Below are 23031 nucleotides of genomic sequence, written 5' to 3'. Positions count from 1 at the left end.
AAAGCCTTTGAAGGAAGGGCAAGCAATACATCACGGTTTCGACCGATTGGACGTTGCAGGCCTGATTTGAAGGATCAATCAGGCCAGTGCCTTTTCGACATGACCCAGAGTGCAACGCACGGCAGCGAGCTGTCGTGTTCGGTGGATCTCAGCGCCGCCACGATCGACGAGACCTCTCAGGCCAGCGAGACCCACACACCCCCGGATGCGGCGACGGACGCCAGGTCGGGCTTTGACGGCTTCGGCTTCAGTGAGGCGCTGCTGCGCACCCTGGCCAGCAAGGGCTATCAGGCCCCTTCACCGATCCAGCGGGCCGCCTTTCCCGAGCTGATGCTGGGCCGGGACCTGGTGGGCCAGGCCCAGACCGGCACCGGCAAGACCGCCGCCTTCGCCCTGCCCCTGCTGGAGAGGCTGCAGCCGGAGGGACCGGGCCCCCAGGTGCTGGTGCTCGCTCCCACGCGGGAACTGGCCATGCAGGTGGCCGAGTCGTTCAAGGCCTATGCGGCCGGCCATCCCCACCTGAATGTGCTGGCGATCTACGGCGGCTCCGATTTCCGCTCCCAGATCCACAGCCTCAAGCGCGGTGTGGATGTGGTGGTGGGCACCCCGGGCCGGGTGATGGATCACATGCGCCAGGGCACGCTCAACACCAGCCATCTGCGCAGCCTCGTGCTCGATGAAGCCGATGAAATGTTGCGCATGGGATTCATCGACGACGTTGAATGGATCCTCGATCAGCTGCCGGAAGAACGCCAGGTGGTGCTCTTTTCGGCCACGATGCCGGCCGAAATTCGTCGCCTATCCAAACGCTACCTGCGCGAACCGGCAGAAATCACGATCAAAACGCAGGAAAAGGAAGCTCGGCGCATCCGCCAACGCTGCATCACGCTGCAGAACAGCCATAAGCTGGAAGCGCTCAACCGCGTGCTGGAGGCGGTCACCGGCGAGGGGGTGATCATTTTTGCCCGCACCAAAGCGATCACCCTCACGGTGTCGGAAAACCTGGAGGCGACCGGTCATGACGTGGCCGTCCTCAACGGTGATGTGCCCCAGAACCAACGGGAGCGCACGGTGGAGCGCCTTCGCAAAGGCACAGTGAACATCCTGGTGGCCACGGATGTGGCAGCGCGGGGCCTGGATGTGGAGCGCATCGGCCTCGTGATCAATTACGACATGCCCTTCGACAGTGAGGCCTATGTGCACCGGATCGGTCGCACCGGCCGGGCCGGTCGCAGCGGCGAAGCGATTCTGTTTGTCACCCCCAGGGAGCGCCGGTTCGTTAACAACCTGGAGCGGGCGACCGGGCAACCGATCGAGCCGATGCAGATCCCGAGCAATGCCGAGATCAATCAGGCCCGGCTCGACAACCTGCGCCAGAAACTGACGGCTGTGGCCACCGGAGATGGCGCTGAGCGCCAGGCGGATGAAGGCCCCCTCCTGCAGGAACTGCTGCAGCGCGTCGCCCAGGAGCACAGCCTGAGCATGGAGCAACTCGCCCTGGCCGCCCTCACCCTGGCGGTGGGCGATCAGCCGCTGCTCGTGCAGGGCGATGAAAGCTGGCTGCAAAACGCCAACCGCGGTCGCACACGCGAGGATCGCCTCGGCAGCCGTGGCGGCGACCGCGGCGACCGCGGCGACCGACGTCGCCAGGAGCGCCCCTCCCGACCACCCGAAGACAACATGGAGCGATTCCGTGTCGAGGTGGGCCATCGCGACCGGGTCAAACCGGGCAACCTGGTGGGGGCGATCGCCAATGAATCCGGTCTGCAGGGGCGGATGATCGGCCGCATCCAGATCTTCGAATCCCACACCCTGGTGGACCTGCCCAAAGGGATGCCCCAGGATGTGTTTCAGTCCCTGAAACACCTGAAGGTGATGAACAGGGAACTGCAGATCCGTCCCTTCACCTGATCATGCGCACCCTCTCCACGTTGTTGCTTGCCACCACGGCCGGCCTGGGACTCTCCGCGGCCCTCCCGGCCAGTGGCTGGGCCGCCGGAGACGACGGCATGATCCAACGTCTCTGTCTCGCCGGCTTCAATGCCGCCATGAGCCATGCCGGCAAAACGCCGCCGGCAGGCATGGGCTCTTACACGTGCAACTGCTTTCTGGATGAAGTGAACAGCGGCGCTTCCATTCAGTCCGCCCAGGACAGCTGCAAGCAGAAGGCCGCCGCCCGTTACAAGGTCTGAAGGCGCCAGCTCTAAAGGCACCGTACCCAAAGCTTCCCGTCAGGACAGCGTGACCTGCCTGGACACATCCAGCTGGGTGACGCTGAGCAGCTCCACAGTGCGCACCAGTTCGTATTGCACCTCTGGCACGCTGCAATGCACCACCAGCGACCGCAGCAGATCCAGACGATCGGAGGGGCTGAGTTCACCTTCCGCTGTCCAGTGCAGCGCCCGGATCGAAGCCAGTCCCATCGCCCCTCCTGTCAGGATCTTCTGACAATGAAGCATGACGGCGGCAAAACCCGGCTTCTTCCACTTCCCTTCACGATCCTGTGAACAGCCCGCGATGGCGACTCAGCGAGCGCACGCCCCTGTAGCCTGAAACTGCATCAGCTTCAGCATTCGGCTCTGATCGGCTCGCTCCCCCAGGCTTCAGCTTCACACGGCTTCAGCATCAAGGACTTTCCTTTTCGGACCACGGCTTCACTGATCACATTTCTCCATCGGTCCCAAAAGGAATGACCATCTACATCGGCAATCTCTCCTTCCAGGCGGAGCAGGAGGATCTGCTCGACCTCTTCAACCAGTACGGTGAGGTCAAGAGCGCCAGCCTGCCCCTGGATCGCGAAACCGGCCGCAAGCGCGGCTTCGCTTTCGTTGAGATGAACAACGACAGCGACGAACAGAAAGCGATCGACGATCTCCAGAACGTGGAGTGGATGGGTCGCATGATCCGCGTCAACAAAGCGACCCCGCGCGAGCGCACCGGTGGTGGTGGCGGCGGCTACGGCGGCGGCGGCGGTAACCGTGGCGGCGGCGGCGGCGGCGGTGGCTACGGCGGCGGCAACCGCTGGTGATCCAGCCCCTCTGAGCGTGTGCTCAAACAGAAAGCCCTGGGTTCCGGTCAGCTGGCCGGCCCAGGGCTTTTGTGCTGAGCCTCAATGGTCACGCCATCAAGGCTTCACCAAACCATCAGGCCATCGCTTCAGCGTCGTCGAGCTCGATCAGGTCATGCAGCTGATCCCGCTGCCACTCGCGGCAACGCAGCTCGGCCATGGGATGGGTGGGCTGCAGTTCGCCTTCGCGGGGCACCGGCAGCGCCTGGCGCAGGCTGCGGCGACGCAGCTTCGCCGTCCAACGATGGAAGCGATGGAAGTCTCGGGTCCGTGTCATGAACACCTCCTGGTGGTGACACCACTGGTCTAACGCCGGGCGCAACCCCTCCACTGTTCACCAGCAACAGCTTCACAAGAAGCGCTCGCACCGCATCCGGAGCGCCTGGCCTTGAATGCAGCGATGGCACATCCCCCCTCCACCCTGCAGCGGCTGCTCGCCCACCTGGCCCCCCATCGCCGCCTGGTGCTGGCCGCCAGCGCCTGCTCCCTGTTGAACAAGTTCTTCGACCTGGCGCCACCGGTGCTGATCGGTCTCGCTGTGGATGTGGTGGTGCAACAGCAGACCTCCTGGCTGGCCCGACTGGGCGCCGTGACCGTGCCCAGTCAGCTCGGTGTGCTGGCTGGCCTCTCCTTCCTGGTGTGGAGTGCGGAATCCCTGTTCGAATATCTCTATGGCGTGCTCTGGCGCAACCTCGCCCAGACCACCCAGCACAGCCTGCGCCTCCAGGCCTACGACCATCTTCAGAAGCTGGAGATGGCCTTCTTCGAAAACGACAGCAGCGGCCGCTTGCTCACCGTGCTCGGCGATGACATCAACCAGCTGGAACGGTTTCTCGATCACGGCGCCAACGAGATCCTGCAACTGATCACCACCGTGGTGCTGGTGGGGGGAGCAATGGCGGTGATGGCACCCGGCGTCGCCCTGTTCGCCTACCTGCCCATCCCGGTGATCCTCTGGGGGTCACTCCATTTCCAGAAGCGTCTCGCTCCCCGCTACCGCGACGTGCGCGATCGGGCCGGCGCGATGGCATCCAGGCTCGCGAACAATCTGGGCGGCATGCTCACGATCAAAAGTTTCACTAGCGAAGCCTGGGAACTGGAGCAACTCCGCCAGGCCAGTGACGCCTACAGGCACAGCAACAGCCGGGCGATCCGTCTCTCCGCCGCCTTCATCCCCCTGATCCGTTTCGCCATCCTGTTCGCCTTCCTGGCGATCCTGCTGATCGGCGGACTCCAGGCGTGGCAAGGGACCATCGCCGTGGGCACCTACAGCTTCCTGGTGTTCATCACCCAGCGGTTGCTTTGGCCCCTCACCACCCTGGGCCGCACCCTCGACGATTACCAGCGCTCCATGGCATCAACCCGGCGGGTGCTGGATCTGATCGACACGCCGATCCGAATCAGCGGAGGCCAACGGCGGCTCCAGCCGGACACGCTCCGAGGCGCCATCAGCTATGAGCAGGTCGATTTCCATTACCGCGAGCGCGCCCCATTACTCCAGAACTTCAGCCTTCGGATCAACGCCGGTGAAACGGTGGGCATCGTCGGCGCCACCGGATCGGGCAAGAGCACCCTGGTGAAACTGCTGCTGCGTCTCTATCCACTCCAGGCCGGTCGCATCTGCCTGGATGGCCTGGCGATCGACCAGCTCGATCTCACCGATCTGCGGCGCTGCATCGCCCTCGTCAGCCAGGACGTGTATCTGTTTCACGGCAGCGTCGCCGACAACATTCGCTACGGCCAGGAGCAGGCCAGTGCCGCGGCGGTGCGCCACGCCGCCGAACTGGCGGAAGCCCATGGCTTCATTGCCGCCCTACCCGAGGGATATGACACCGTGGTGGGCGAGCGTGGCCAGCGGCTCTCAGGCGGACAACGCCAGCGCATCGCCCTGGCACGGGCGATTCTCAAAGATGCGCCGATCCTGGTGCTCGATGAAGCCACCGCAGCTGTGGACAACGAAACGGAAGCGGCGATTCAACGCTCGCTCCTGCAGATCACGGCCAACCGCACCACACTGGTGATTGCTCACCGCCTCAGCACCGTGAGGCACGCCGACCGGATTGTGGTGATGGATCAAGGACGCATCGCCCAGGAAGGCACGCACGACGCCCTGATCGCCTGCGGTGGCTCCTACGCCGACCTCTGGCGCGTGCAGGCAGGCCTGCGCCCCGACGAAGCCCTCGCCCTCTGATGAATGCGTCGCAGCTTATTCACCACCCGCTGGGGGTTTTCGCCTTGCTGGTGGGGATCTCGATGCTGGTGCCACCCATCGTCAGAAAAACTGGATTACCCGACCTGGTGGGTCTGCTGATCGCAGGAATCCTCGTTGGCCCCAATCTCCTCAACTGGCTACAACCCGGCGGAGAAACCGTCAATCTTTTCTCGGACATTGGTGCCATTTACCTGCTCTTCATCGTAGGGCTAGAGATCGATCTTGACGAATTCAATCGTGTCAAAAACCGCTCTTTGACACTCGGAATTCTCCACTTTCTGTTTGGCATGGCAACAGGAACAGGCATCGGAATTGTGTTCGGATTCCCCCTTATTCCATCCATTCTGATGGGCACGCTGATTGCCACCCACACACCCCTGGGCTACCCGATTGTTCGCAGCTACGGAGCCCAACGCGATGAATCAGTTGTGGTGAGCGTTGGCAGCACAATTCTCACCGATATTGCATCACTGCTTGTCCTCGCAATCGCCATGGGACTCGGCAAGGGGTCGCTCTCAGCTCCCAGCGTCATCAGTCTGATAGCCAGCGTCTGCCTCTTTGCTGTCCTTGTTGTTGCCAGCATTCGTACGATCGGAGAAAAGATTTTCAAAAGCAGCCTCAACGATGAAAACAGGATTTTTCTCGCCGTTCTCCTGACCCTCTTCATCGCTTCACTCGGGGCCGAACTGGCTGGAGTTGAAAAAATCGTGGGCGCCTTTCTGGCCGGCCTGGCCATCAATTCCGTTCTACCCGAAGGCAAGGCAAAACAACAAATAATCTTTGTTGGGGGAGCTCTTTTTATCCCGATCTTTTTTATCCACCTTGGACTACTGATCGATCTCAACAGCCTTCGTCAGAGCATCAGCGAGTTTGAACTCACTGCCTTGATGGTGTTCGGAGTGATTGCCTGCAAAGGGATTGTCAGCTTCATCACCGGCAAACTCTTTGGCTACAACGGCAATCAAGTGGTGATGATGTGGTCTTTGGCCATGCCTCAGGTTGCCGCCACTCTGGCTGCAGCCTTTGTGGGGTATGAAGCGGGCCTCTTGAGTGCCTCTGTTCTCAACGGAGTGCTCGCGATGATGGTGGTGACAGCGTCCCTTGGACCAGCGCTCACGGCTCGCTCCGTCACACAACTTGTCGAGCCTGACGACGATACCAACTCCTACTTCGTCCCCTCCAAACGATCGGTTGTTGCGAGTGCATCCGGGAATGCATCCGGTGATGACCTCACTGATCCACCCAGAGCGGTGGATCGACGTCCCTTGAAGATCGTGGTGCCAGTGGCGAATCCCGCGACGGAGTATGGCCTCCTGAGCATGGCCTCGCGTCTCTTGACCGGGGGATCAGACCACTCCGGCCAGCTGCTGCCGATGGCTCTGGTCTGCCCAAGTCTGGAGGAGGCCCGTGGCAGTCTCACCCGGGCAGTCGCCACCGCCAGAGAGCGACTGGCGCAGGCCACGGCCATCGGAGCCACCCTCGGGGTGCCCACGCACTGCCTGCTGCGGCTGGATGAAGACATCGCCGGTGGCATGAGTCGCAGCGCCCTGGAGCAGGGGGCCGATCTGCTGCTGATCGGAACAGGGCAGCCCGACAAACTGCGCCAATGGCTGTTCGGTGATCTGGTGGATGGGGTCTGCCGCAGCGCCCACTGTCCTGTGGTGGTGGTGAATCTGGCCGGACGGGATCCGGAAGAGCTGCAGCGGATCCTCGTCCCGATCAAGGACCTGTCCGCCAGTGCGCGCGAGCAGTTTGAACTGGCGCAGCGGCTGCTGAACCATGGCGGGGACGGAGCCTCAGGGGTGATCACCCTGCTGCATATCGTTGATCCCCGTTTCAACCGCCACGATCGCCAGTGGATTGAACGGGAACTGCGGCGCTGGCATCCCCCTGGCGACTCGCACGACCGCATTCGCATTGAGCTGGTGCCAGGCCCAGGCATCGATCAGACGATCGAACGCTCCAGTCGCCACCATGATTTGGTGATCCTCCGCTCGCAACGCCGCCGGGTGGCCGGCTTGCCCATCCCGGCGAGCGATCGCACCAGCGGCTTGATCCGGCAGCTCGCTTGCCCCACCATGGTCATCAGCGAGCCACTGCTCTGAACCCGCAACAGCCGGGCAGCAGCGCTGCAAGGAACCAAGCTTAAGAAAAGAAAAAGGCATGGCTAAAGTTTGCCAATGAAAGCGCAGTACCCAAGACCGGCAGCCGGCCGCTCCCTGCTCATTGCCGTGGGCATCGGTCTGGGTGCGGGCTTGCTGCTCTCGATCCCCCTGCGCCGTTCCCTGGCACCGGGGGGTGCCGCAGGAGCCGGTGATTCCTTGCTGCCGATTAGCAATCCCTTCGCCGCCTGGTCGGGCTTCGGTGACCGGGAGGTGGTGGTGCTCGGCATGGAAGACGGTGGTAGCAACACCGATGCAATCTTCACCATCCGGGTGGAGAACGGCGAAACCCGCATCACCCAGATCCCCAGAGACAGCTACGTCGATTCGCGCAATTTCGGTCCGATGAAGGTCAACGCTCTCTACGCCAGGGGTGGCGCGGAGGCAGTGAAGCAGGAGCTCTCGCGGCTGATGGGGCGGCCGATCCAACACCACATTCTGGTGAATCTGGAAGGCATCCGCACCATGGGTGATCTGGTGGGCGGTGTGCGGGTGGATGTACCCAAGCGGCTGTATTACATCGACCGATCGCAGGGGCTGACGATCGATCTGCAACCAGGACCGCAGACCCTCAAAGGTCGGGATCTGGAGGGTTTTCTGCGCTGGCGCCACGACGGCGAAGGCGATTTAGGCCGGCTCGCGCGCCAGCAACTGGTGCTCAAAAGCCTGTTCAATTCGCTGAAGCGTCCGGAAAATCTGGTGCGACTGCCCGCCCTGATCACAGCCGCAGGCAGCAATCTCAACACCGATCTGGGGGCGATGGAGCTGGGGGGCTTGATCACCGCCATGGGCACCACCGATCTGGAAACCCAGCGGCTCAAAGCAACGCCGTTCTTCCGCAACGGCATCAGCTACCTCGACACCGAATGGCCTAGTGGCAATAGCACCGGTGCCGATGCCAGTGAAACCAGCAGCTGGCGCTACCGGGTGTTGTTCTGATCCCCGAAGCTGAGCACGATCAGGGCCAACACCAGAGCGATCAGCACAATCGAGGGCGTGGACGTGGCCACGGTGACCCCAAGGGCGGCGGTGAACCAGATCGACGCGGCGCTGGTGAGGCCGCGCACATGGGCCGGCTCACCGCGTTTACGCGATCGCGGTTCCTGCAGGATCTCACCGGCACCGAGAAACCCCACTCCCGTAGCGACCCCCTGAATCGCCCGACTGCGGCTGTCCAGCCCATCGCCGGCCGCAAGCACCAGGAGACAGGCACTCAGCCCCACCAGCACATGCACGCGCAAGCGGTGCGGGTGATGGCGGCTGGTGCGGAAGCGGTTGAACCCCACAGCGACGCCGCACGCCACCGCGGCACCCATGCGCCAGAGCGCGTCGAGATCGAGATCGGTGGTGCGCCACAACGCGGTGGAGAGGACATCAGGCGACAACACGAGCGAGACGAGGGCCGTGCCCGCACAATGGCAGCGATCGAGAGCATCGGCGTGAACGGCAATCTGCTGCGACAGAGCCTGCGTCTTGGGCTGAGCGTGCTGATCACCTGCGCCATCTCCCAACATTTTCAACGCATCACCTATCTCTGGTACCCCCTGCTCGCCGTCACCTTCGTGGTCGACGACCAGGACGACAACTCCCTGCGGGCAGCCCGGGGACGCATCCTGGGCACGGTCACCGGCGGGCTGGTGACCTTTGTGGTTCACACGATCCTCTCCGGTTGGATCGGCATTCTGGTGAGCCTGTTGATCTCGATTCCGCTGCTGCGGCGTCTCGGCTGGAGCAGCGGCCTCTCCACCGCCGCGGTGATCACGATCATGTTCCTGGGAATCCCGGGCTACGCCCTGCTCAACTGGAGCTACGTCTTCAACCGCAGTGTCGACACGGTGGTGGGCATTGTGGTGGCCCTGCTGATGGGTCGCCTGTTCTGGCCGAAGAATCGCCTGGCCCGCATGCAGGAGCTCAGCGATGGCCTGGTGGCGATCCTGCATCGCCGCCTGAACGCCCACAGCGCCGCCTTCCAGGGCCGGGGCCCCGCACCGGAACCGATTGATTCAGAAGCGATCACGCGCAGCCTGCTGGAACTGCAACGCCTGATCAATGTGGAAGAAAGCCTCGGACCTCGCCAGATCCAGCGCTTGCGCCAACGCCGTTGGCCGCAACGGATGAGCCTGCTGCGCTGCCTGCAGGTGCGCTGGTTGCTTGTGGAGCGCCTGCTGGAGCGCCTGCAACCGAAAGAGGGAAGACTCGTGCTGCCCGAACTGGGGCGCTATCTGGATCTGAATGAGCCGATGGCCTGGCAGGCCCTGGTTCTTGCCGATCACCTCACGAACTTGCCCCTGCCCCAGCGCATCGCGCTGGAGGAGGAGATCACGCGGCTGAGGCTGCTGGTGCGCAGCCAACAGCGACTGGACACCTCGGTGGCCATGGCCGCAACGGTGGCAACAGCTGGCGCCTCATGAGCACACCCGGGCCCTCCACGAAGCCGCAACCCTGGTTTGTTCGCAGTGATCTGCGCCTGGCCGTGGTGACCGGCCTGAGCGCCGGCTTCGGTCTGCTCAGCGACATCCCCTTCGGCTACTACCTGCCGATGACCACGGCGGCTGTGCTCTCCAGTTCCTACGGCAGCTCGCTGAAGCTGGGCATCCAGCGACTGCTGGGATCGCTCATGGGGGTGATCCTGCTGGTGATTTTCTCACGCAGCCTGCAGCTCCCACTGGCCCTCTCCCTGGGTCTGGCCCTGGGGGCCACCCGCCTGTTCGGCGGAGCCCTGGGTCTGCAGGTGGGTTACAAGGTGGCGGGCAACATCATCATCATGGGCTGGTTGGTCCACAACAGCGAAGAAACCATCTGGGGACCGCTACGCCTGTTCTGGACCTCCCTGGGCATCGTCATCTCCCTGTGGGCTGCCCGTTGGATCTGGCCCAGTCGCACCATCCCCCAGCTGCATCAGCAATTCGCCGCGTTGTTTGAAGCCCTTGGCGTTGAGCTGACCAGCTACGCCGACGACCTTCGCCAGGAGCATCCCCGCCGGCTGCCGATTGCGGAGCGCCGCAGCCGCCGCAACCGCCTGCTCGGTCAGATCAACGGCGTCCGGCAACAGCGCCAAGTAGCCCAAGTGGAGCTGGGAGCCAGCCCCGAGAACCACCCCCTGCATCGCCTCTGGAGCCAATTGGATCTCCTCAGCTCCCAGCTGATGAGCGTGATCGATGGGTTAAGAGGACTTCCCGCTGCCATTCACGCGCCTGAGGCCGTAGGCAGGCTTCATGCCCAGGAAGTGAAGGTCTTGGACGGGGAGGTCGCCCTGCTCCGGAGCCTGGCCGTGGAGCTGCGACGCCCCTCCCTGCTCGAGCGCCAGGCCTTGCCCAACAGCTCCATGCAGGAGGAGATCACCGCTCTGCACTCCCAGATGGAGGTCCTGCGCCAGACCCTGCTGGAAGCGACGCAGGAGGCCCGGGAGCAGGTGAGCGACCAACGGTTACGCCAGATCGTGCTGCGGGCGTCGCTGTTGGGACACATGGTGATGATCTCCCGCGACAACACCCCAGGCCTGGCCGGATCAACACCTGTCCTTGACCAGGCGCTGGCGAGCGAGGGCTCGGCAGGATCGAGCGGATTGCGATGACCAGCGCCGGACTTGTGCCCCAGATTTTCCGCCGCTGCTCCAGACTCACGCCGCTGCTCACCCTGTTGACGGCGCTCGCTCCCGCTGGGGCACAGCCGGTGCAACCCCGCGCCACCGAGGTGCCTCCCCTCAACACCGGCGGCACCACCCGCCAGCTGGAACAAAGCTGGGATCAGCTCAACCGACAGATGGAGGCGCTCGATTCGATGCTGGGGCCGGCGCCAAGCCTCGACAGCAGCGACGATCTGGCCGCCCCCGAGGTGCCCGCCAACCTGCTCGATGCCAACCGACCAGCGTCCGGTCCCCTCAGCCCCGAGGAGGCCCGTCCGGATGGGCCCCTGAGCCTGCCGGCAGCAGGCACCCCCGCCAACCCGATCAAGGCGGTGAGCCTGAAGGACGCGATTGCGATCGCCTTCCAAAACAACCCGAATCTGCAGCTGCAGCGGGATCAGATCGCCGCCCAGGCCGCCACCGTGGCCGCCGCGGCCGGCAGCTACTGGCCCACGATCAGCGTCTTCGGCAACGTCGAGGGTTTCCAGAGCGGCACCACCACCTACTCGCCCTACGGCAACAACACCTACGGCTTCGGACCCGCCTTCGCAGCCCAGGGACAGATGCCGAATTTCGCGCTCACCAAAAACGGCACATCGGTCAGCGGCGATTCCGCCGGCCCGTTCTACGTGCCAGCCGGAGGCGGCCTGGGAGCCGTCGCCAACGGTGTGTCGGCCGATGCGGGCCTGCAACTGAACTACGCGCTGATCGACTTCGCCCGGACGCCGCGGGTGCGGGCCGCCCAGGCCGTGCTCGAACAACAGGAGAAGACCTACGCCAACGACCTGCGCGCCCTGCAGCTCGCGGTGAGTGAGGCCTACTACGAGCTGCAGCGCAGTGAGCAGCTGGTGCGCATCCGCGATGCAGTCGTGCGCACCGATCTGGTGGTGCTGGAAGACGTGCTCGACCTCAAACGGGCCGGTCTTGTGCCCCGGGTCGACCTGCTGCGTCGCAGCGCCGTGCTATCGGCTGACCAGGAGGATCTGATTCAGGCCCTGGCCGACCGTGCCGTCGCCCGCCGCCGCCTCTGGACCGTGCTGAACCTGCCGGCCTCGGTCACCCCCAGCGCCGCCGATCCGATCAGCCTGCAACCGGCCTGGCCCCTCAATCTGGATCAGACCCTACTGGCGGCTTACGACAACAACCCCGAGCTGGAGGCGATCCTCGCCACCCGACGCGCCCTCGCCCTGCGTCAGGACGCCACCGCCGCCCAGCTGTTGCCCAAGCTGAGCCTGTTCGCCGCCGCCGGTGGTCTGGGCTCGGTGGAGCGGCTGTTCAATTTCTCGATCATCGGCGGTGGCTGCTGCGGTGCCACCTTCCTGCCGCTTGAGCAGGTGAGCGGCTACGAATGGTCGGTGGGTCTGGCCTTCAACTGGCTGATCTTCGATGCCGGCACCACCGCCAACAGCGTCAAGGCCCTGGCGCTGAAGGAACGGGCGGAAGCACAGCGCTACGCCAGCACCCGCAATGACATCCGGCTGCGCCTGGAGCAGGCGTTCCTCAACCATGAAGCCAGCCTCGCCAAGCTCGTGTCGGCCCGACGGGCCGTGGGGGCGAGCAAGGAGGCCTTCCGCGACACCAAACTGCGCTATCAGACCGGCCTGGCCGATGACATCGATCTCTCGGTGACCCAGGAGCAATTAGTCAATTCCCTGGTGCGCCGCCTGTTCGCCACCGTGGATGTGAACACCACCTACGCCCGACTGCTGCGCGAACTGCTACCGATGCCCAGCGATCCTTCCATGACCGTTCCCGCCCGGCTGACCCTGAGCCGTTCAGAGGGTCCGTGAGGACCACCAGCGCTCGATCCGGTAGCCGAACACCACGAGAAACACCACCAGCCAGAACCACAGCTCAGGCGGATTGGCATTCATGAGCACGATCAACAGCACCACCTCGGCGACCAACCAGGGCAGTTCCTGACGCAGCAACGGACGAAGAGACATTGGAAACGGAGGATCAGCGGGGGGTGCCGGGCTGGCGCAGGAAGGGCAGGTTCCAGAGCCGATCGATCCGCAGGGAGCGGTAGCCGCCGGTGAGCGAACGCAGCCCAGGCAGGATGTAGGTGATCGGCGAACGCCACTCCACGTAGGCGAAGGTGTCGACGGTCAAGCCATCACGGATCGGGAAGACTCCGCTGCCGCCGGAGAGGGTCCAGCGGTAACCGTCGTCGGAGCGGGGATCACGATCGAGACTGATCTCGGCGCGCATCACCGGCCCTTCCTTGACGAGCGCATCGGCCAGCTGGGTGTTTCCCACGGTGGTGGAGATGTCTTCCGGGGTGGCCGGCAGGGTGAGCACGCTGCGCACCGTGCCTTCAATCCCCCCGAAGCGACCGCGCTGATTCCAGAGGGGCACCACCTCCACAGGGAGCCCAAGCGGCAGGCGGCGGGCATCGGCGGGGGGGAAGTAGGCGACGGCGATCAGGTCGCCACCGGCTTTTTTCTCACCGGCCGGCGGGGCTTCGGCGCGACCGATCGTGCCCAGACGATCCTTCGCTTTGATCGTTTGCCCGGGGATCACCTGCAGATCGAGCACGATGCCGCTGCGTTCCGCCGTGATCGTGCCGTCGTAAGCAATCTGGGCTTCGGTGACCTTGATCTGACGCTTCAGGTCATCGATCTGATAGTTGCGATTGAGTTGTTCGGTTTCGACGTTCAGCTTGATCTGCTGGAAGTTGGTGACTGCTTCCTTGCGCTGAATCTTGATGTCATCCAGTTGCACGCTGGTGCTGGTGAGCCCCTGCTCAGCCGTCACCACCTCCGAGGAAAGCGGCGCCACCACGGCGCGCTTGGCCAGCCAGTTGAGGTTCTCCACCTTGCTGCCGTAGGTGGCCTGCAACTGGGCCAGCCGGGCCTGGTCATCCGCCAGCTTGGCCAGGGTCGTGTCGAGCGCGATCTGGGCCGTGTTGATCCGCAGGGCGTCGCGCTGGTTGAGTTCGTTGTTCTGCCGCACCAACTGGGCCAGGTTGCCCTTCTGCTGCTCCAGCTGCCGTTCGAGCACCGGCAGATAGAGGGTCATCAACACCTGCCCCTTGCGCACCTTGTCGCCCACCGACACGTTCACATCGAGCACCTGGCCTGTGGCGCGGGCGTTGAGCACGCCGGCGTTGTTGGGGTAGATCAACACGCCCTGCCCCTTCACCTGGGTGGGCACGGGCCAGAACACCAGCCAGAACAGAAAGATGCCGCCCACACCCAACAGGGAAGCGCCCACCTGCTGGTGGTCGGAAAGGCCGTTCCAGCGACCTTTCAGGCGTTCGACCCGGGAGGACGTCGTCATGGGCCAAAGCATGGCCCCTGGGGTGGGGGATGGCTGCGCTGCTGAGGACAGTTGCTTGAAACGGCCCAGCCCCGAATCAGATCAGCAGCGTGAAGGAGCTGATCACCCTTTCGAACAGACCCTTCACCTTCGGCCAGCGCTCCTCATTGGTGCTGGTGGCCAGGGTGTAGAGGCGGCCGCGATCCACCACCACGGTGGCGAGTTCGTGACGGTCACGGTCCTGGAGGTGCACGGCATATTCGAGGTCGTAGAACGTATGACCGGCGCTCTCCCGCTCCGTCGCCTCCACCAGATCGGCGGCGCGGCCACTGCCCTGGGGAGCGATCACATCCCGGCGAAGCCGCTCACCCACCGCCACGGCGCTGCCCAGCTGGGTGAGGTCATCGTTGGCGTCCACATCCGACACCACCAGGCTCACCGTTTCATCGCTGTGAATCAGGTCGTGAAACACCACCTGGGGGCCGTTGCTCACGGCCACCCGGGTCCAGCCGGTGGGATACAGAAAGGCATAGCGGCCATCGGGGCTCTGAAAGGAGTTCAGGCCGGCGGTGGATCCGGCACAGGCCGAAAGCGACAGCACACAGAGCAGGGCGAGCAGCAGGCGCCAGGGCGATTGCAGGATCGAGCGCATGACGCCAACACCGAAACAGAACTGAAGGCCATTCTGCCCCTGTGCAGCCTGCCTAAATTCGTTGAATTCGCGGCAGATCCCTGAGCGGCTTCACCCGACCGCTGGCCCGGTTGATCGAGCAATTTGAACGATTGCCAGGGATCGGCCCCCGAACCGCGCAGCGGCTGGCGCTGCATCTGTTGCGCCAACCGGAGGAGCAGATCCAGAGCTTCGCGGAGGCGCTGCTGGCGGCCCGTCGCCAGGTGGGGCAGTGCCAGACCTGTTTTCATCTCAGCGCCGAGCCCACCTGTGAGATCTGTCGCAATCCCGAGCGCGGCACCAGCGGACTGCTCTGCGTCGTTGCCGATTCCCGTGATCTGCTCGCCCTGGAGCGCACCAGGGAGTACGCCGGTCGCTATCACGTGCTCGGCGGCTTGATCTCGCCCATGGATGGCATCGGCCCGGAGATGCTGCAGGTGAGCAGCCTGGTGCAGCGGGTGGAACGGGAGTCGACCGCAGAGGTGATCCTGGCGCTCACCCCGAGTGTGGAGGGCGACACCACCAGCCTCTACCTGGCCCGGCTGCTGCGGCCCTTCACCCGGGTGAGCCGAATTGCCTACGGCCTGCCGGTGGGCAGCGAGCTGGAATACGCCGACGATGTCACCCTGAGCCGAGCGCTTGAAGGTCGCCGGGAGGTCGTATGAGTCCAGTTAGTCGCTACAGCAGCCTGCGCCCCAAAGAGCGCCTGCCCCACTGGCTGCGCCGACCCGTGGGCAATGCCAGCGCCCTGGAGGCGGTGCAGGCGGTGGTGAAGCAGGGCGCCCTGCACACGATCTGCGAAGAGGGGCGCTGCCCGAACCGGGCCGAGTGCTACGCCGCCGGAACCGCCACCTTCCTGCTGGGGGGATCGATCTGCACCCGCAGCTGCGCCTTCTGTCAGGTGGAGAAGGGCCGGGCACCCATGGCCCTCGATGCAGGCGAAGCGGAACGGGTGGCCGATGCGGTGCAACGCATGGGCCTGCGCTATGTGGTGCTCACCGCGGTCGCCCGCGATGACCTCGCCGATCACGGTGCCAGCCTGTTCACCACCACCATGGCGGCGATCCGGGCCCGCAACCCCCTGATCGCGATCGAGCTGCTCACCCCCGATTTCTGGGGAGGCCACCGGGAGTGCAGGGAGGGCGAACAGGCCCAGCGACAGCGACTCCAGACCGTGCTCGCCGCCCAACCGGTGTGTTTCAACCACAACCTGGAAACGGTGCAGCGCCTGCAGGGGGAGGTGCGCCGGGGCGCGACCTACAGCCGCTCCCTCGGGCTCCTGGCCGCCGCCCGGGAGCTGGCCCCCCAGATCCCCACCAAAAGCGGCCTGATGCTGGGCTTGGGGGAGACGCGCGATGAGGTGATCGCCACGTTGCGGGATCTGCGCGCCGTCGATTGCCAGCGGCTCACCCTGGGGCAGTATCTGCGTCCATCGCTGGCCCACCTGCCGGTGGCGCGTTACTGGACGCCGGAGGAGTTTGACCAGCTGGGCAGCATCGCCCGGGAGCTGGGGTTCGCCGATGTTCGCTCCGGGCCGCTGGTGCGCAGCAGCTATCACGCAGCCGAGGCCGGCTGAGCCAGCCGCCAGGCCCGGGCCAACCCATCCCTGCAATCGCCGCGCATCAGCAAGCCCGCACCGCCCCACACCAGGCGCAGGGGCAGATCAACAGCCGACGCGCCGACTTCACGCAGGGGCACAAACCCCAGCCGGCGGAAGTAGCGCAGCAGGCGGCGGTGTTGACGGTCGTCATCCCGGATCGCCAGCAGCCGGGCGCTGCGGCAGGGCGTGGAGTCCAACGCCCAGGCGAACGTGGCGGCCCAGATCAACGCCCCCACACCGGCAGGAGCGGCCGGCAGCACCCGCATCGTGTCGAGTTGGAGGCCCGCGGGGGCGCCATAGGCCCAGGCCTTCAGTTCACCCAGCAACAGCAAGGGTTGCCCCGGGGTCTGCGGCGGCTGGGCTACCACCAGGCGCAGACTCCAGAGGCCCAGAGGACGCCCCACCTGGAGGCGCAGCAACAGCCCCCGCGATGCCGCCCGCTGCTCGATGTCCGCCAGGGTGGGCAGGGTCATGGCGCCAGCGCTCCGATGGGAATCAACGCAACCCCATCCGGGCGCAGATAGCCGTATCCCTTACCGCAGATCACAGCCAGGAATGCCGGTTCACCGCTGCGGCGCTGATCAATCTGATTGCGAAAGCGCAGCAATCGCTCCGCCGCGGCATCCACCTGCCGGTCGCCGAGCTTGATCTCGATTGCACCCCAGCGCCCATCACGCAGCTGCACGATGGCATCCACTTCCACTCCGTAATTGTCGCGATAGTGAAACACCTCACCATCCAGAGCCTGCGCAAACACGCGCAAGTCACGAATCACCAGCGACTCGAACAACAAGCCCAACAACTCCAGATCCCGCAGCAAGCGATCAGGACCAGCGCCAAGAGCCGCCACCGCGAGAGAAGGATCACAGAAATGCCGCCTTGGTGCCTGGCGGAGTGCCGCCTTTGAACGCAGATGGGGCTTCCAAGCGAGTTGGTGCTCCACCACCATCAAACGCTCGAGCACCTGCAGGTAATCGCTGATTGTGCGCGGATCGAGGGGGCCCTCAGCTCCTCCAGCATCAGCGGCCAGGGTGGACACGGCGACCTCTGTGGCCACATTGCGGGCCAGTGCTCTGAGCAGGGATGCCAACCGCTGAGGGTCGCGCCGACGCCCATCCACCCGATTCACATCCACCTGGCGGATCTGTTCGAGATAGTCCCGCGCCGCGCGACACGACGCCTGCAGTGAACTCTCCAACTGAGCAGGCCAACCACCGCGGCATACCAACTCCGCCAGATCGGCAATGGTCAGACCTGGATCGGCGCAGCGCGGTGGAGCCCCTGAGAACAGGTCCGCAAGCGACACTCTCTGCTCAGACACTCCGCTTTCCATCAGGGTCATCGGGCGCAGGCGCACAAAGGCGAAACGCCCAGCCCCCGTGTGACGAGCCGTGTCGTCGGCAGGGACCGCCGAGCCGGTGAGGATGAATTGTCCTGGATCGCCAGCCTGGTCCACGGACCGCCGCACCAGATTCCACAGCGATGGCTCTACCTGCCACTCATCCAGCAGGCGCGGTCTGGGGCCGGCCAGGACGAGCTCAGGATCCACCGCCAATGCCTGGCGAGCGGCCGCGTCCACATCGAGGAGCACGCTGGATGCCGACACCTGTTGAGCCATCCGCGTTTTGCCGCAGGCTTTCGGTCCTTCGATCACCACGGCTCCCGCAGAGCCCAGGCAGGCCTGGAGCTCAGCGTCAGCGATTCTCGCTCGGTAGTTGCCAATCAAGGCAAAGCCATGTTCCGCCTGGACGAGGCTAAGACTAATGCAGGATTTGCCGGACATCCAATGCAGGTTTTATCGGCCATTTAACGCAGAAAAGGTTGGGCCAGCAGCACCGCCTCCAGCGGCAGGGGCCCATACAGGTGCGGAAACAGCTCGCCGCTCCCCGGCACCGGCTCCCAGCGCACCTCCAGGCCGGCGCTGATCAGGCGCTGGCGGTCGATGCACAGCGCCAGCACCTCACCGGCCGGCAGATCGGCGTAAAACCGCCGGGCGGTGGCCTCCAGCTGATGCGCAGCGCTGAGGTGGATGAAGCCCACCTCCTCCAGGCTCTGGCCGCGGGTGGAGCGGCGATAGCGGCCCTCCGGGCGGGCGGCGTTCCACTCCGGCCGCAGCGCCAGGTGATACAGCCAGCTGGGCGAACGCCAGGGGCTGCGCTCAGCCCAGGGCGCCGCCATCACCGCCGCAAGCTCGGGGCCCTGCAACCAACGCGCCAACCAGTTCTGAAGCGGCTCCAGCTCCTGCGCAGCATCAAAGCGCTCCGGATCGGCGAGACGAAACTGGCGCACAAACGGCATCAGGGCCCAATCGGCCAGGGAAGGCCGCGGCCCGAGCAGCCAACCCGCAGCCGCCAAACGCTCATTCCAGCGCCGCAGAATTGCCAGGGCCTCCTGGCGATGGGCCTCCTGGCGATCGGGATTGCAACCTGCGCCTGGATAGCGATCCGGATATTTGAAGCGATCGAGATGGTGCTTGAACGGGCCGTCGTTCTCGTGGATCAAGGCCTCGATCGTGGCGCGATCGGACGTACCCCATCCTGCGAGCCAGCCGCCAGGGTCGGCCAGGGCCAGCGACCAGTGCATGATCGCCAGGCTCTCCTCGATCACCTCGCCCTGCGACAACACCAGCACGGGCACGGTGGCTTTGGCGGAGGCCTCCACCAGCTCCGGCGGCTTGGCCTTGAGGGCCACCTCGCGCAGCTCCAGATCAGGTCCTGGCTTCAAGCCCGCCGCCACCAGGGCCAGCCGGGCCCGGATCGCGTAGGGGCAGCGGCGGAAGCTGTAGAGGATCGGGCGCGCGGGCATCCGATCCACCTCAGCGCCTGTTGCTGTTGAGGCGTTGCTGAAGCTGGCGTTGCCGCTCCGCGAAACGGGCCCGATCGGCAGCGCTGAACCGATCGACGCAGTGCAGACACTGCACCCCGGCAATGTAGGAGTCCATCGCCAGCTGCTCCGGCGTCAGCGGCAGACCACAGGCATGACAGAGCTGGTGCACACCGGGCTCGAGGCGATGGTTGAGGGCGACCCGCTGATCAAACACAAAACATTCCCCCCGCCAGCGGCTCTGCGCTTCGGGCACCTGCTCAAGGTAGTTGAGGATGCCGCCGCGCAGGTGATGCACCTCACCGAATCCCTGCTGCTGCAGATAACCGCTGGCCTTTTCGCAGCGGATCCCGCCGGTGCAGAACATGGCGATCCGCTGCGGTCGCTGCTGCGCCAGCCGCGGCTTCAAGTGCTGCTCCACCCAGGCCGGGAACTGGCGAAAGCTGGCGGTTCCCGGATCGACGGCGTCTTCAAAGCTGCCGATCGCCACCTCGTAGTGGTTGCGTGTGTCGATCACCAGGGTGTCTGGGTCATCGATCAGGGCATTCCACTCGGCGGGCTCCACATAGGTGCCCACGCTGCGATGCGGATCCACCTCCGGGCAGCCCAGGCTGACGATCTCCGTCTTGCGGCGGGCCCGGAAGCGACGAAAGGCCTGGTGCGCACACCAGCTGCGTTTCACATCCAGCCGAGCAAAGGGCGCCTCCCCCAGCCACAGGGCGTTGCGCAACTGGCTCAGCACCGCTTCCACACCCGCCTCCGCACCACTGATCGTGCCGTTGACCCCCTCAGCGGCGATCAACACCGATCCGAGCACCCCCGCGCCGGCTGCCAGCGACGGCAAAGCCGTGAGCAGCGACTGCCGCGTCGCCTCAGGCACGGGGGTGAAGGCATAGAACGCCGCCACCAGGATCGGCGGTCGCTCGCTCATCAACGGGCCGACCCTTCCCAGCTGGCCTGCACACCGGCAGCGGCGAGCAGGGCCCGATCGGCCTCCACCGCCGGATTGCCGGTGGTGAGCAGGGTGTCGCCATAAAAAATCGAATCGGCGCCGGCCTGCAGGCAGAGGATCTGGGCTTCGCGGCTCAGCTGTTCTCGCCCTGCGCTGAGTCGCACGCGGCTGGTGGGCATCAGGATCCGTGCCGTCGCCACCATGCGCACCAGCTCAAGCGGATCCACCGGCGCCTGCTCCTCCAGAGGCGTGCCTTCCACGGCAACGAGGGCATTGATCGGCACGCTCTCCGGGTGGGGATCCATGGCGGCGAGCACCTGCAGCATCGAAGCCCGGTCCTGAACCGTCTCCCCCATACCGATGATGCCGCCACTGCAGAGGGTCACGCCGGCGCGCCGCACCCGCTGCAGGGTCTCCAGGCGCTCCTGATAGGTGCGTGTGGTGATGATCTGGTCGTAGTGCTCCGGGCTGGTGTCGAGGTTGTGGTTGTAGGCCGTCAATCCCGCCGCCGCCAGACGCTCCGCCTGCTCGTCTGTGAGCATCCCGGCCGTCACGCACGCCTCCAGCCCCAGCTCACGCACGCCGCGCACCATCGCCAGCATCGACTCGAACGGCGCCCCCTCGCGGATCTCACGCCAGGCCCAGCCCATGCAGAACCGATCGGCACCGGCGGCCTTGGCCGCCCGAGCCCGCTCCAGCACAGGCTCCACATCCAGCTCCGGCTGACCGGTCACATCACTGCTGTGATGCATCGACTGGGGGCAATAGGCGCAGTCTTCCTCGCAGCCCCCGGTCTTGACGCTGAGCAAGGAGGCGAGCTGCACCCGGTAACCGGGGTTGGCGAGGCGATGCACCTGCTGGGCCCGCCACAGCAATTCGATCAGGGGCTGTTCCAGCAGAGCCTGGATCTCGGCCACGCTCCAGTCATGGCGCCGCTCCACCGGGGCCATGGTCAGCTCATCGCTCATCGGCGCCGAATCCCTCCACTGCTGCGTTCAGGTTGTTGTTTCAGGATCCCAGAGCGTCTGACTCACTCCATCCCTGCAGACCACCGAAACGGCGGCTGCGGCTCTGGTAATCGCGCAGGGCGGCAAGGAGGGCGGCGTGATCGAAATCGGGCCAGAACACCTCGGTGACGTGGATCTCGGCATAGGCCAGCTGCCAGAGCAGAAAGTTGCTGATCCGCCGTTCGCCACTGGTGCGGATCAGCAGGTCAGGATCCTGCTCACCGGCGGTGAACAGTTCGGCCGCCAGGCGGTTTTCATCGATCTGGGCAGGATCGAGCTCCCCCCTGGCCGCCTGCTCCGCCAGATGGCGGGCGGCTCGCACCAGCTCCCGGCGTCCGCCGTAGTTGGTGCAGACGTTGAAATGAATCCCCGCGTTCTCATCGGTGCGGGCCGTCGCCTCGGCGATCAGATCCTGCAACCGTGGCGGTAGGGCCTGGAGATCGCCAAGAAAACGAATCCGCACCTGCTCCGCCTCCAGCGCCTCCAGCTCCCGCTGCAGCACCCGCTCGAACAGGGTCATCAGGAAATTGACCTCATCCCCCGGCCTGGACCAGTTCTCGGTGGAGAAGGCATAGGCGGTGAGGGCCGACACACCCCAGTCGCTGCAGAGACGCAACGTCGTCTTGAGCGCCTCAACACCGGCGCGATGCCCCATCACCCTGGGCAATCCGCGCGCCTGGGCCCAGCGGCCGTTGCCGTCCATGATCACAGCGATATGGGCCGGCAACCGACTGGCGTCGAGGTCAGCCGGCAGCGTCCTCAGCTTTGGATCATTGGAGTGGGCGGCCAAGCGTTGGCTCACGTCAGCGGGTCCTGGTTGCCGACGCTCACGCTACGCCCAACAGGCATGGCAGCCGTTTTGGTCGCGGCGGCCTGGGGGGAGACACCCATCAACTCGGTGAGCAGATCCTGCAAGCGGCTGCTTGTAATCGGGCGCTCCAAACGGCCCTGATTGGCCAGCGAGAGGGTGCCGGTCTCTTCGGATACCACCACGCAAATGCAACGATCGAACCGCTCGGTGATGCCCAGGGCTGCCAGGTGGCGGGTGCCATAACGGCTGATGCCCTGACGTGACAGAGGAAGAATCACCCCGGCCGACATGATCCGGCTGCCTTTCACCAGAACGGCACCGTCGTGGAGAGGCGTGTCGGAGGCGAACAGGTTGAGCAGCAGCTCGCTGCTCAGGAGGGCATCAATCGCCACGCCGGGATTGAGAAAATCCTCCGGCCGCAGATCACTGCCGAGATCCACCACGATCAGGGCACCGCGGCGCCCTTTGGACAGACGACCGGCGGCATCGGTGAGCTGGGCCACCGTGCTGGCGGTGGCCCGCTGCTTGCCCTGAGGATTGCCGAGCAGAACGGCGAGACGACCGGTGCCGAGCAGCTCCATCAACCGGCGCAATTCCCCCTGCCAGAGCACCGCCAGCGACAGGGAGCAGGCGAGCACCAGGGCATCGATCAGCTTCGAGGTGAGCGGCAGGTTGGCAAAACGCTGCACAAACCAGGCCAGCGCCACCAACAGCAGGTAGCCCCGCAGCAACCACAGGGTCCGTTGCTCGTTGACCCTCGAAAAGAGCAGGAAACCCAGACCGGAAGCGAACAGAACGTCAAGCAGCAGGCGCGGATGAAACACCCCTGTCACGTTCACGC

24 protein-coding genes are annotated in these 23031 nt (G+C 65.0%); 11 read left to right on the top strand and 13 right to left on the bottom strand.

The genetic code is table 11. The annotated features are described in order from the left end of the window. Positions 1–99: 99 nt before the first annotated feature. Positions 100–1911, top strand: coding sequence for a DEAD/DEAH box helicase (locus tag SynRS9909_RS04875; RefSeq protein ID WP_007100168.1), 1812 nt, complete (start codon positions 100–102; stop codon positions 1909–1911). 2 nt (positions 1912–1913) lie between these two features. Then, positions 1914–2192: a hypothetical protein gene (locus SynRS9909_RS04870; RefSeq protein WP_007100169.1), complete on the top strand. Its 279-nt coding sequence runs from the start codon at positions 1914–1916 to the stop codon at positions 2190–2192. Between the two features lie 39 nt (positions 2193–2231). Here the strand turns inward: SynRS9909_RS04870 and SynRS9909_RS04865 are convergent, their stop codons facing one another. Next, complete coding sequence (locus tag SynRS9909_RS04865; protein WP_007100170.1) at positions 2232–2423, bottom strand: hypothetical protein; 192 nt, start codon at positions 2421–2423, stop codon at positions 2232–2234. A gap of 266 nt (positions 2424–2689) precedes the next feature. Here SynRS9909_RS04865 and SynRS9909_RS04860 point away from each other — a divergent pair, with 266 nt between their 5' ends. Beyond that, a complete protein-coding gene (locus tag SynRS9909_RS04860; protein ID WP_007100171.1) occupies positions 2690–3028 on the top strand; it encodes an RNA-binding protein in 339 nt (112 codons plus the stop codon). A gap of 115 nt (positions 3029–3143) precedes the next feature. Here the strand turns inward: SynRS9909_RS04860 and SynRS9909_RS04855 are convergent, their stop codons facing one another. After that, positions 3144–3344, bottom strand: coding sequence for a hypothetical protein (locus tag SynRS9909_RS04855; protein WP_007100172.1), 201 nt, complete (start codon positions 3342–3344; stop codon positions 3144–3146). 123 nt (positions 3345–3467) lie between these two features. On the opposite strand from SynRS9909_RS04855, the gene SynRS9909_RS04850 reads away from it, so the two are divergent. The 3 genes from SynRS9909_RS04850 to SynRS9909_RS04840 all read left to right on the top strand — a co-directional run bounded on the left by SynRS9909_RS04850 (position 3468) and on the right by SynRS9909_RS04840 (position 8380). Next, positions 3468–5258, top strand: a complete 1791-nt coding sequence (locus SynRS9909_RS04850) for an ABC transporter ATP-binding protein (RefSeq protein WP_007100173.1) — start codon at positions 3468–3470, stop codon at positions 5256–5258. Then, positions 5258–7384 carry a cation:proton antiporter gene (locus SynRS9909_RS04845; RefSeq protein WP_038000752.1) on the top strand — a complete coding sequence of 709 codons (2127 nt, stop codon included), beginning with the start codon at positions 5258–5260 and terminating at the stop codon, positions 7382–7384. The genes SynRS9909_RS04850 and SynRS9909_RS04845 overlap by 1 nt, the downstream gene beginning before the upstream one ends. Before the next feature lie 75 nt (positions 7385–7459). Then, entirely contained in the window at positions 7460–8380 is a 921-nt protein-coding gene (locus SynRS9909_RS04840) for an LCP family protein (RefSeq protein ID WP_007100175.1), read from the top strand. Here SynRS9909_RS04840 and SynRS9909_RS04835 read toward each other — a convergent pair. Next, positions 8362–8829 (bottom strand): MgtC/SapB family protein, encoded by a 468-nt coding sequence (locus tag SynRS9909_RS04835; RefSeq protein WP_370587895.1) that lies wholly within the window; start codon positions 8827–8829, stop codon positions 8362–8364. The genes SynRS9909_RS04840 and SynRS9909_RS04835 overlap by 19 nt on opposite strands. Before the next feature lie 27 nt (positions 8830–8856). Between SynRS9909_RS04835 and SynRS9909_RS04830 the strand changes: the two genes are divergently transcribed. The 3 genes from SynRS9909_RS04830 to SynRS9909_RS04820 are packed head-to-tail and all read left to right on the top strand — an operon-like array spanning position 8857 to position 12856. Continuing rightward, positions 8857–9852, top strand: coding sequence for an aromatic acid exporter family protein (locus SynRS9909_RS04830; protein ID WP_007100177.1), 996 nt, complete (start codon positions 8857–8859; stop codon positions 9850–9852). Continuing rightward, positions 9849–11015 (top strand): FUSC family protein, encoded by a 1167-nt coding sequence (locus SynRS9909_RS04825; protein WP_007100178.1) that lies wholly within the window; start codon positions 9849–9851, stop codon positions 11013–11015. Before SynRS9909_RS04830 ends, SynRS9909_RS04825 begins: the two co-directional genes overlap by 4 nt. Beyond that, positions 11012–12856 carry a TolC family protein gene (locus SynRS9909_RS04820; RefSeq protein ID WP_007100179.1) on the top strand — a complete coding sequence of 615 codons (1845 nt, stop codon included), beginning with the start codon at positions 11012–11014 and terminating at the stop codon, positions 12854–12856. The genes SynRS9909_RS04825 and SynRS9909_RS04820 overlap by 4 nt, the downstream gene beginning before the upstream one ends. Here the strand turns inward: SynRS9909_RS04820 and SynRS9909_RS04815 are convergent. The 3 genes from SynRS9909_RS04815 to psbP all read right to left on the bottom strand — a co-directional run bounded on the left by SynRS9909_RS04815 (position 12842) and on the right by psbP (position 14979). Continuing rightward, complete coding sequence (locus SynRS9909_RS04815) at positions 12842–13012, bottom strand: hypothetical protein (protein ID WP_162858284.1); 171 nt, start codon at positions 13010–13012, stop codon at positions 12842–12844. The two genes, SynRS9909_RS04820 and SynRS9909_RS04815, sit on opposite strands and share 15 nt — an antisense overlap. A gap of 13 nt (positions 13013–13025) precedes the next feature. Next, positions 13026–14348, bottom strand: coding sequence for an NHLP bacteriocin system secretion protein (locus SynRS9909_RS04810; protein ID WP_007100181.1), 1323 nt, complete (start codon positions 14346–14348; stop codon positions 13026–13028). 76 nt (positions 14349–14424) lie between these two features. Then, positions 14425–14979: a photosystem II reaction center PsbP gene (gene psbP, locus SynRS9909_RS04805; protein ID WP_007100182.1), complete on the bottom strand. Its 555-nt coding sequence runs from the start codon at positions 14977–14979 to the stop codon at positions 14425–14427. 101 nt (positions 14980–15080) lie between these two features. Between psbP and recR the strand changes: the two genes are divergently transcribed. After that, on the top strand, positions 15081–15662 hold the full coding sequence (gene recR / locus SynRS9909_RS04800) for a recombination mediator RecR (RefSeq protein WP_186593835.1): 582 nt from the start codon (positions 15081–15083) through the stop codon (positions 15660–15662). Next, positions 15659–16573 (top strand): lipoyl synthase, encoded by a 915-nt coding sequence (gene lipA / locus SynRS9909_RS04795; protein ID WP_007100184.1) that lies wholly within the window; start codon positions 15659–15661, stop codon positions 16571–16573. The genes recR and lipA overlap by 4 nt, the downstream gene beginning before the upstream one ends. On the opposite strand, the gene SynRS9909_RS04790 is transcribed toward lipA, so the two are convergent. Genes SynRS9909_RS04790 through cdaA form a run of 7 tightly spaced genes read right to left on the bottom strand, consistent with a single transcriptional unit; the run spans position 16552 to position 23029 of the window. Beyond that, positions 16552–17070: a hypothetical protein gene (locus SynRS9909_RS04790; protein ID WP_007100185.1), complete on the bottom strand. Its 519-nt coding sequence runs from the start codon at positions 17068–17070 to the stop codon at positions 16552–16554. The two genes, lipA and SynRS9909_RS04790, sit on opposite strands and share 22 nt — an antisense overlap. Next, positions 17067–18380: an ATP-binding protein gene (locus tag SynRS9909_RS04785; RefSeq protein WP_007100186.1), complete on the bottom strand. Its 1314-nt coding sequence runs from the start codon at positions 18378–18380 to the stop codon at positions 17067–17069. Before SynRS9909_RS04785 ends, SynRS9909_RS04790 begins: the two co-directional genes overlap by 4 nt. A gap of 23 nt (positions 18381–18403) precedes the next feature. Next, on the bottom strand, positions 18404–19402 hold the full coding sequence (locus SynRS9909_RS04780) for a DUF952 domain-containing protein (protein WP_038000758.1): 999 nt from the start codon (positions 19400–19402) through the stop codon (positions 18404–18406). 10 nt (positions 19403–19412) lie between these two features. Next, complete coding sequence (locus SynRS9909_RS04775; RefSeq protein WP_007100188.1) at positions 19413–20351, bottom strand: rhodanese-related sulfurtransferase; 939 nt, start codon at positions 20349–20351, stop codon at positions 19413–19415. Further along, complete coding sequence (gene bioB / locus SynRS9909_RS04770) at positions 20351–21340, bottom strand: biotin synthase BioB (protein WP_007100189.1); 990 nt, start codon at positions 21338–21340, stop codon at positions 20351–20353. The genes SynRS9909_RS04775 and bioB overlap by 1 nt, the downstream gene beginning before the upstream one ends. 40 nt (positions 21341–21380) lie before the next feature. After that, entirely contained in the window at positions 21381–22181 is an 801-nt protein-coding gene (locus SynRS9909_RS04765; RefSeq protein ID WP_007100190.1) for an isoprenyl transferase, read from the bottom strand. After that, positions 22178–23029, bottom strand: coding sequence for a diadenylate cyclase CdaA (gene cdaA / locus SynRS9909_RS04760; protein ID WP_007100191.1), 852 nt, complete (start codon positions 23027–23029; stop codon positions 22178–22180). Before cdaA ends, SynRS9909_RS04765 begins: the two co-directional genes overlap by 4 nt. Positions 23030–23031: the final 2 nt, after the last annotated feature.

It is taken from the genome of Synechococcus sp. RS9909 (assembly GCF_014279595.1).
Classification (GTDB): Bacteria; Cyanobacteriota; Cyanobacteriia; order PCC-6307; family Cyanobiaceae; genus Synechococcus_C.
This window is presented reverse-complemented; position numbering and strand designations above follow the sequence as displayed.

Bases quoted from the DNA above. Each gene is read 5' to 3' on its own strand.
- SynRS9909_RS04875 (WP_007100168.1), top strand. From the start codon at position 100: ATGACCCAGAGTGCAACGCACGGCAGCGAGCTGTCGTGTTCGGTGGAT.
- SynRS9909_RS04785 (WP_007100186.1), bottom strand. From the start codon at position 18,380: ATGTCCGGCAAATCCTGCATTAGTCTTAGCCTCGTCCAGGCGGAACAT.
- SynRS9909_RS04815 (WP_162858284.1), bottom strand. From the start codon at position 13,012: ATGTCTCTTCGTCCGTTGCTGCGTCAGGAACTGCCCTGGTTGGTCGCC.
- SynRS9909_RS04850 (WP_007100173.1), top strand. From the start codon at position 3,468: ATGGCACATCCCCCCTCCACCCTGCAGCGGCTGCTCGCCCACCTGGCC.
- SynRS9909_RS04790 (WP_007100185.1), bottom strand. From the start codon at position 17,070: ATGACCCTGCCCACCCTGGCGGACATCGAGCAGCGGGCGGCATCGCGG.
- SynRS9909_RS04860 (WP_007100171.1), top strand. From the start codon at position 2,690: ATGACCATCTACATCGGCAATCTCTCCTTCCAGGCGGAGCAGGAGGAT.
- SynRS9909_RS04810 (WP_007100181.1), bottom strand. From the start codon at position 14,348: ATGACGACGTCCTCCCGGGTCGAACGCCTGAAAGGTCGCTGGAACGGC.
- SynRS9909_RS04830 (WP_007100177.1), top strand. From the start codon at position 8,857: ATGGCAGCGATCGAGAGCATCGGCGTGAACGGCAATCTGCTGCGACAG.
- bioB (WP_007100189.1), bottom strand. From the start codon at position 21,340: ATGAGCGATGAGCTGACCATGGCCCCGGTGGAGCGGCGCCATGACTGG.
- SynRS9909_RS04855 (WP_007100172.1), bottom strand. From the start codon at position 3,344: ATGACACGGACCCGAGACTTCCATCGCTTCCATCGTTGGACGGCGAAG.
- SynRS9909_RS04780 (WP_038000758.1), bottom strand. From the start codon at position 19,402: ATGCCCGCGCGCCCGATCCTCTACAGCTTCCGCCGCTGCCCCTACGCG.
- SynRS9909_RS04845 (WP_038000752.1), top strand. From the start codon at position 5,258: ATGAATGCGTCGCAGCTTATTCACCACCCGCTGGGGGTTTTCGCCTTG.
- SynRS9909_RS04820 (WP_007100179.1), top strand. From the start codon at position 11,012: ATGACCAGCGCCGGACTTGTGCCCCAGATTTTCCGCCGCTGCTCCAGA.
- SynRS9909_RS04840 (WP_007100175.1), top strand. From the start codon at position 7,460: ATGAAAGCGCAGTACCCAAGACCGGCAGCCGGCCGCTCCCTGCTCATT.
- SynRS9909_RS04870 (WP_007100169.1), top strand. From the start codon at position 1,914: ATGCGCACCCTCTCCACGTTGTTGCTTGCCACCACGGCCGGCCTGGGA.
- SynRS9909_RS04825 (WP_007100178.1), top strand. From the start codon at position 9,849: ATGAGCACACCCGGGCCCTCCACGAAGCCGCAACCCTGGTTTGTTCGC.
- SynRS9909_RS04775 (WP_007100188.1), bottom strand. From the start codon at position 20,351: ATGAGCGAGCGACCGCCGATCCTGGTGGCGGCGTTCTATGCCTTCACC.
- SynRS9909_RS04865 (WP_007100170.1), bottom strand. From the start codon at position 2,423: ATGGGACTGGCTTCGATCCGGGCGCTGCACTGGACAGCGGAAGGTGAA.
- psbP (WP_007100182.1), bottom strand. From the start codon at position 14,979: ATGCGCTCGATCCTGCAATCGCCCTGGCGCCTGCTGCTCGCCCTGCTC.
- lipA (WP_007100184.1), top strand. From the start codon at position 15,659: ATGAGTCCAGTTAGTCGCTACAGCAGCCTGCGCCCCAAAGAGCGCCTG.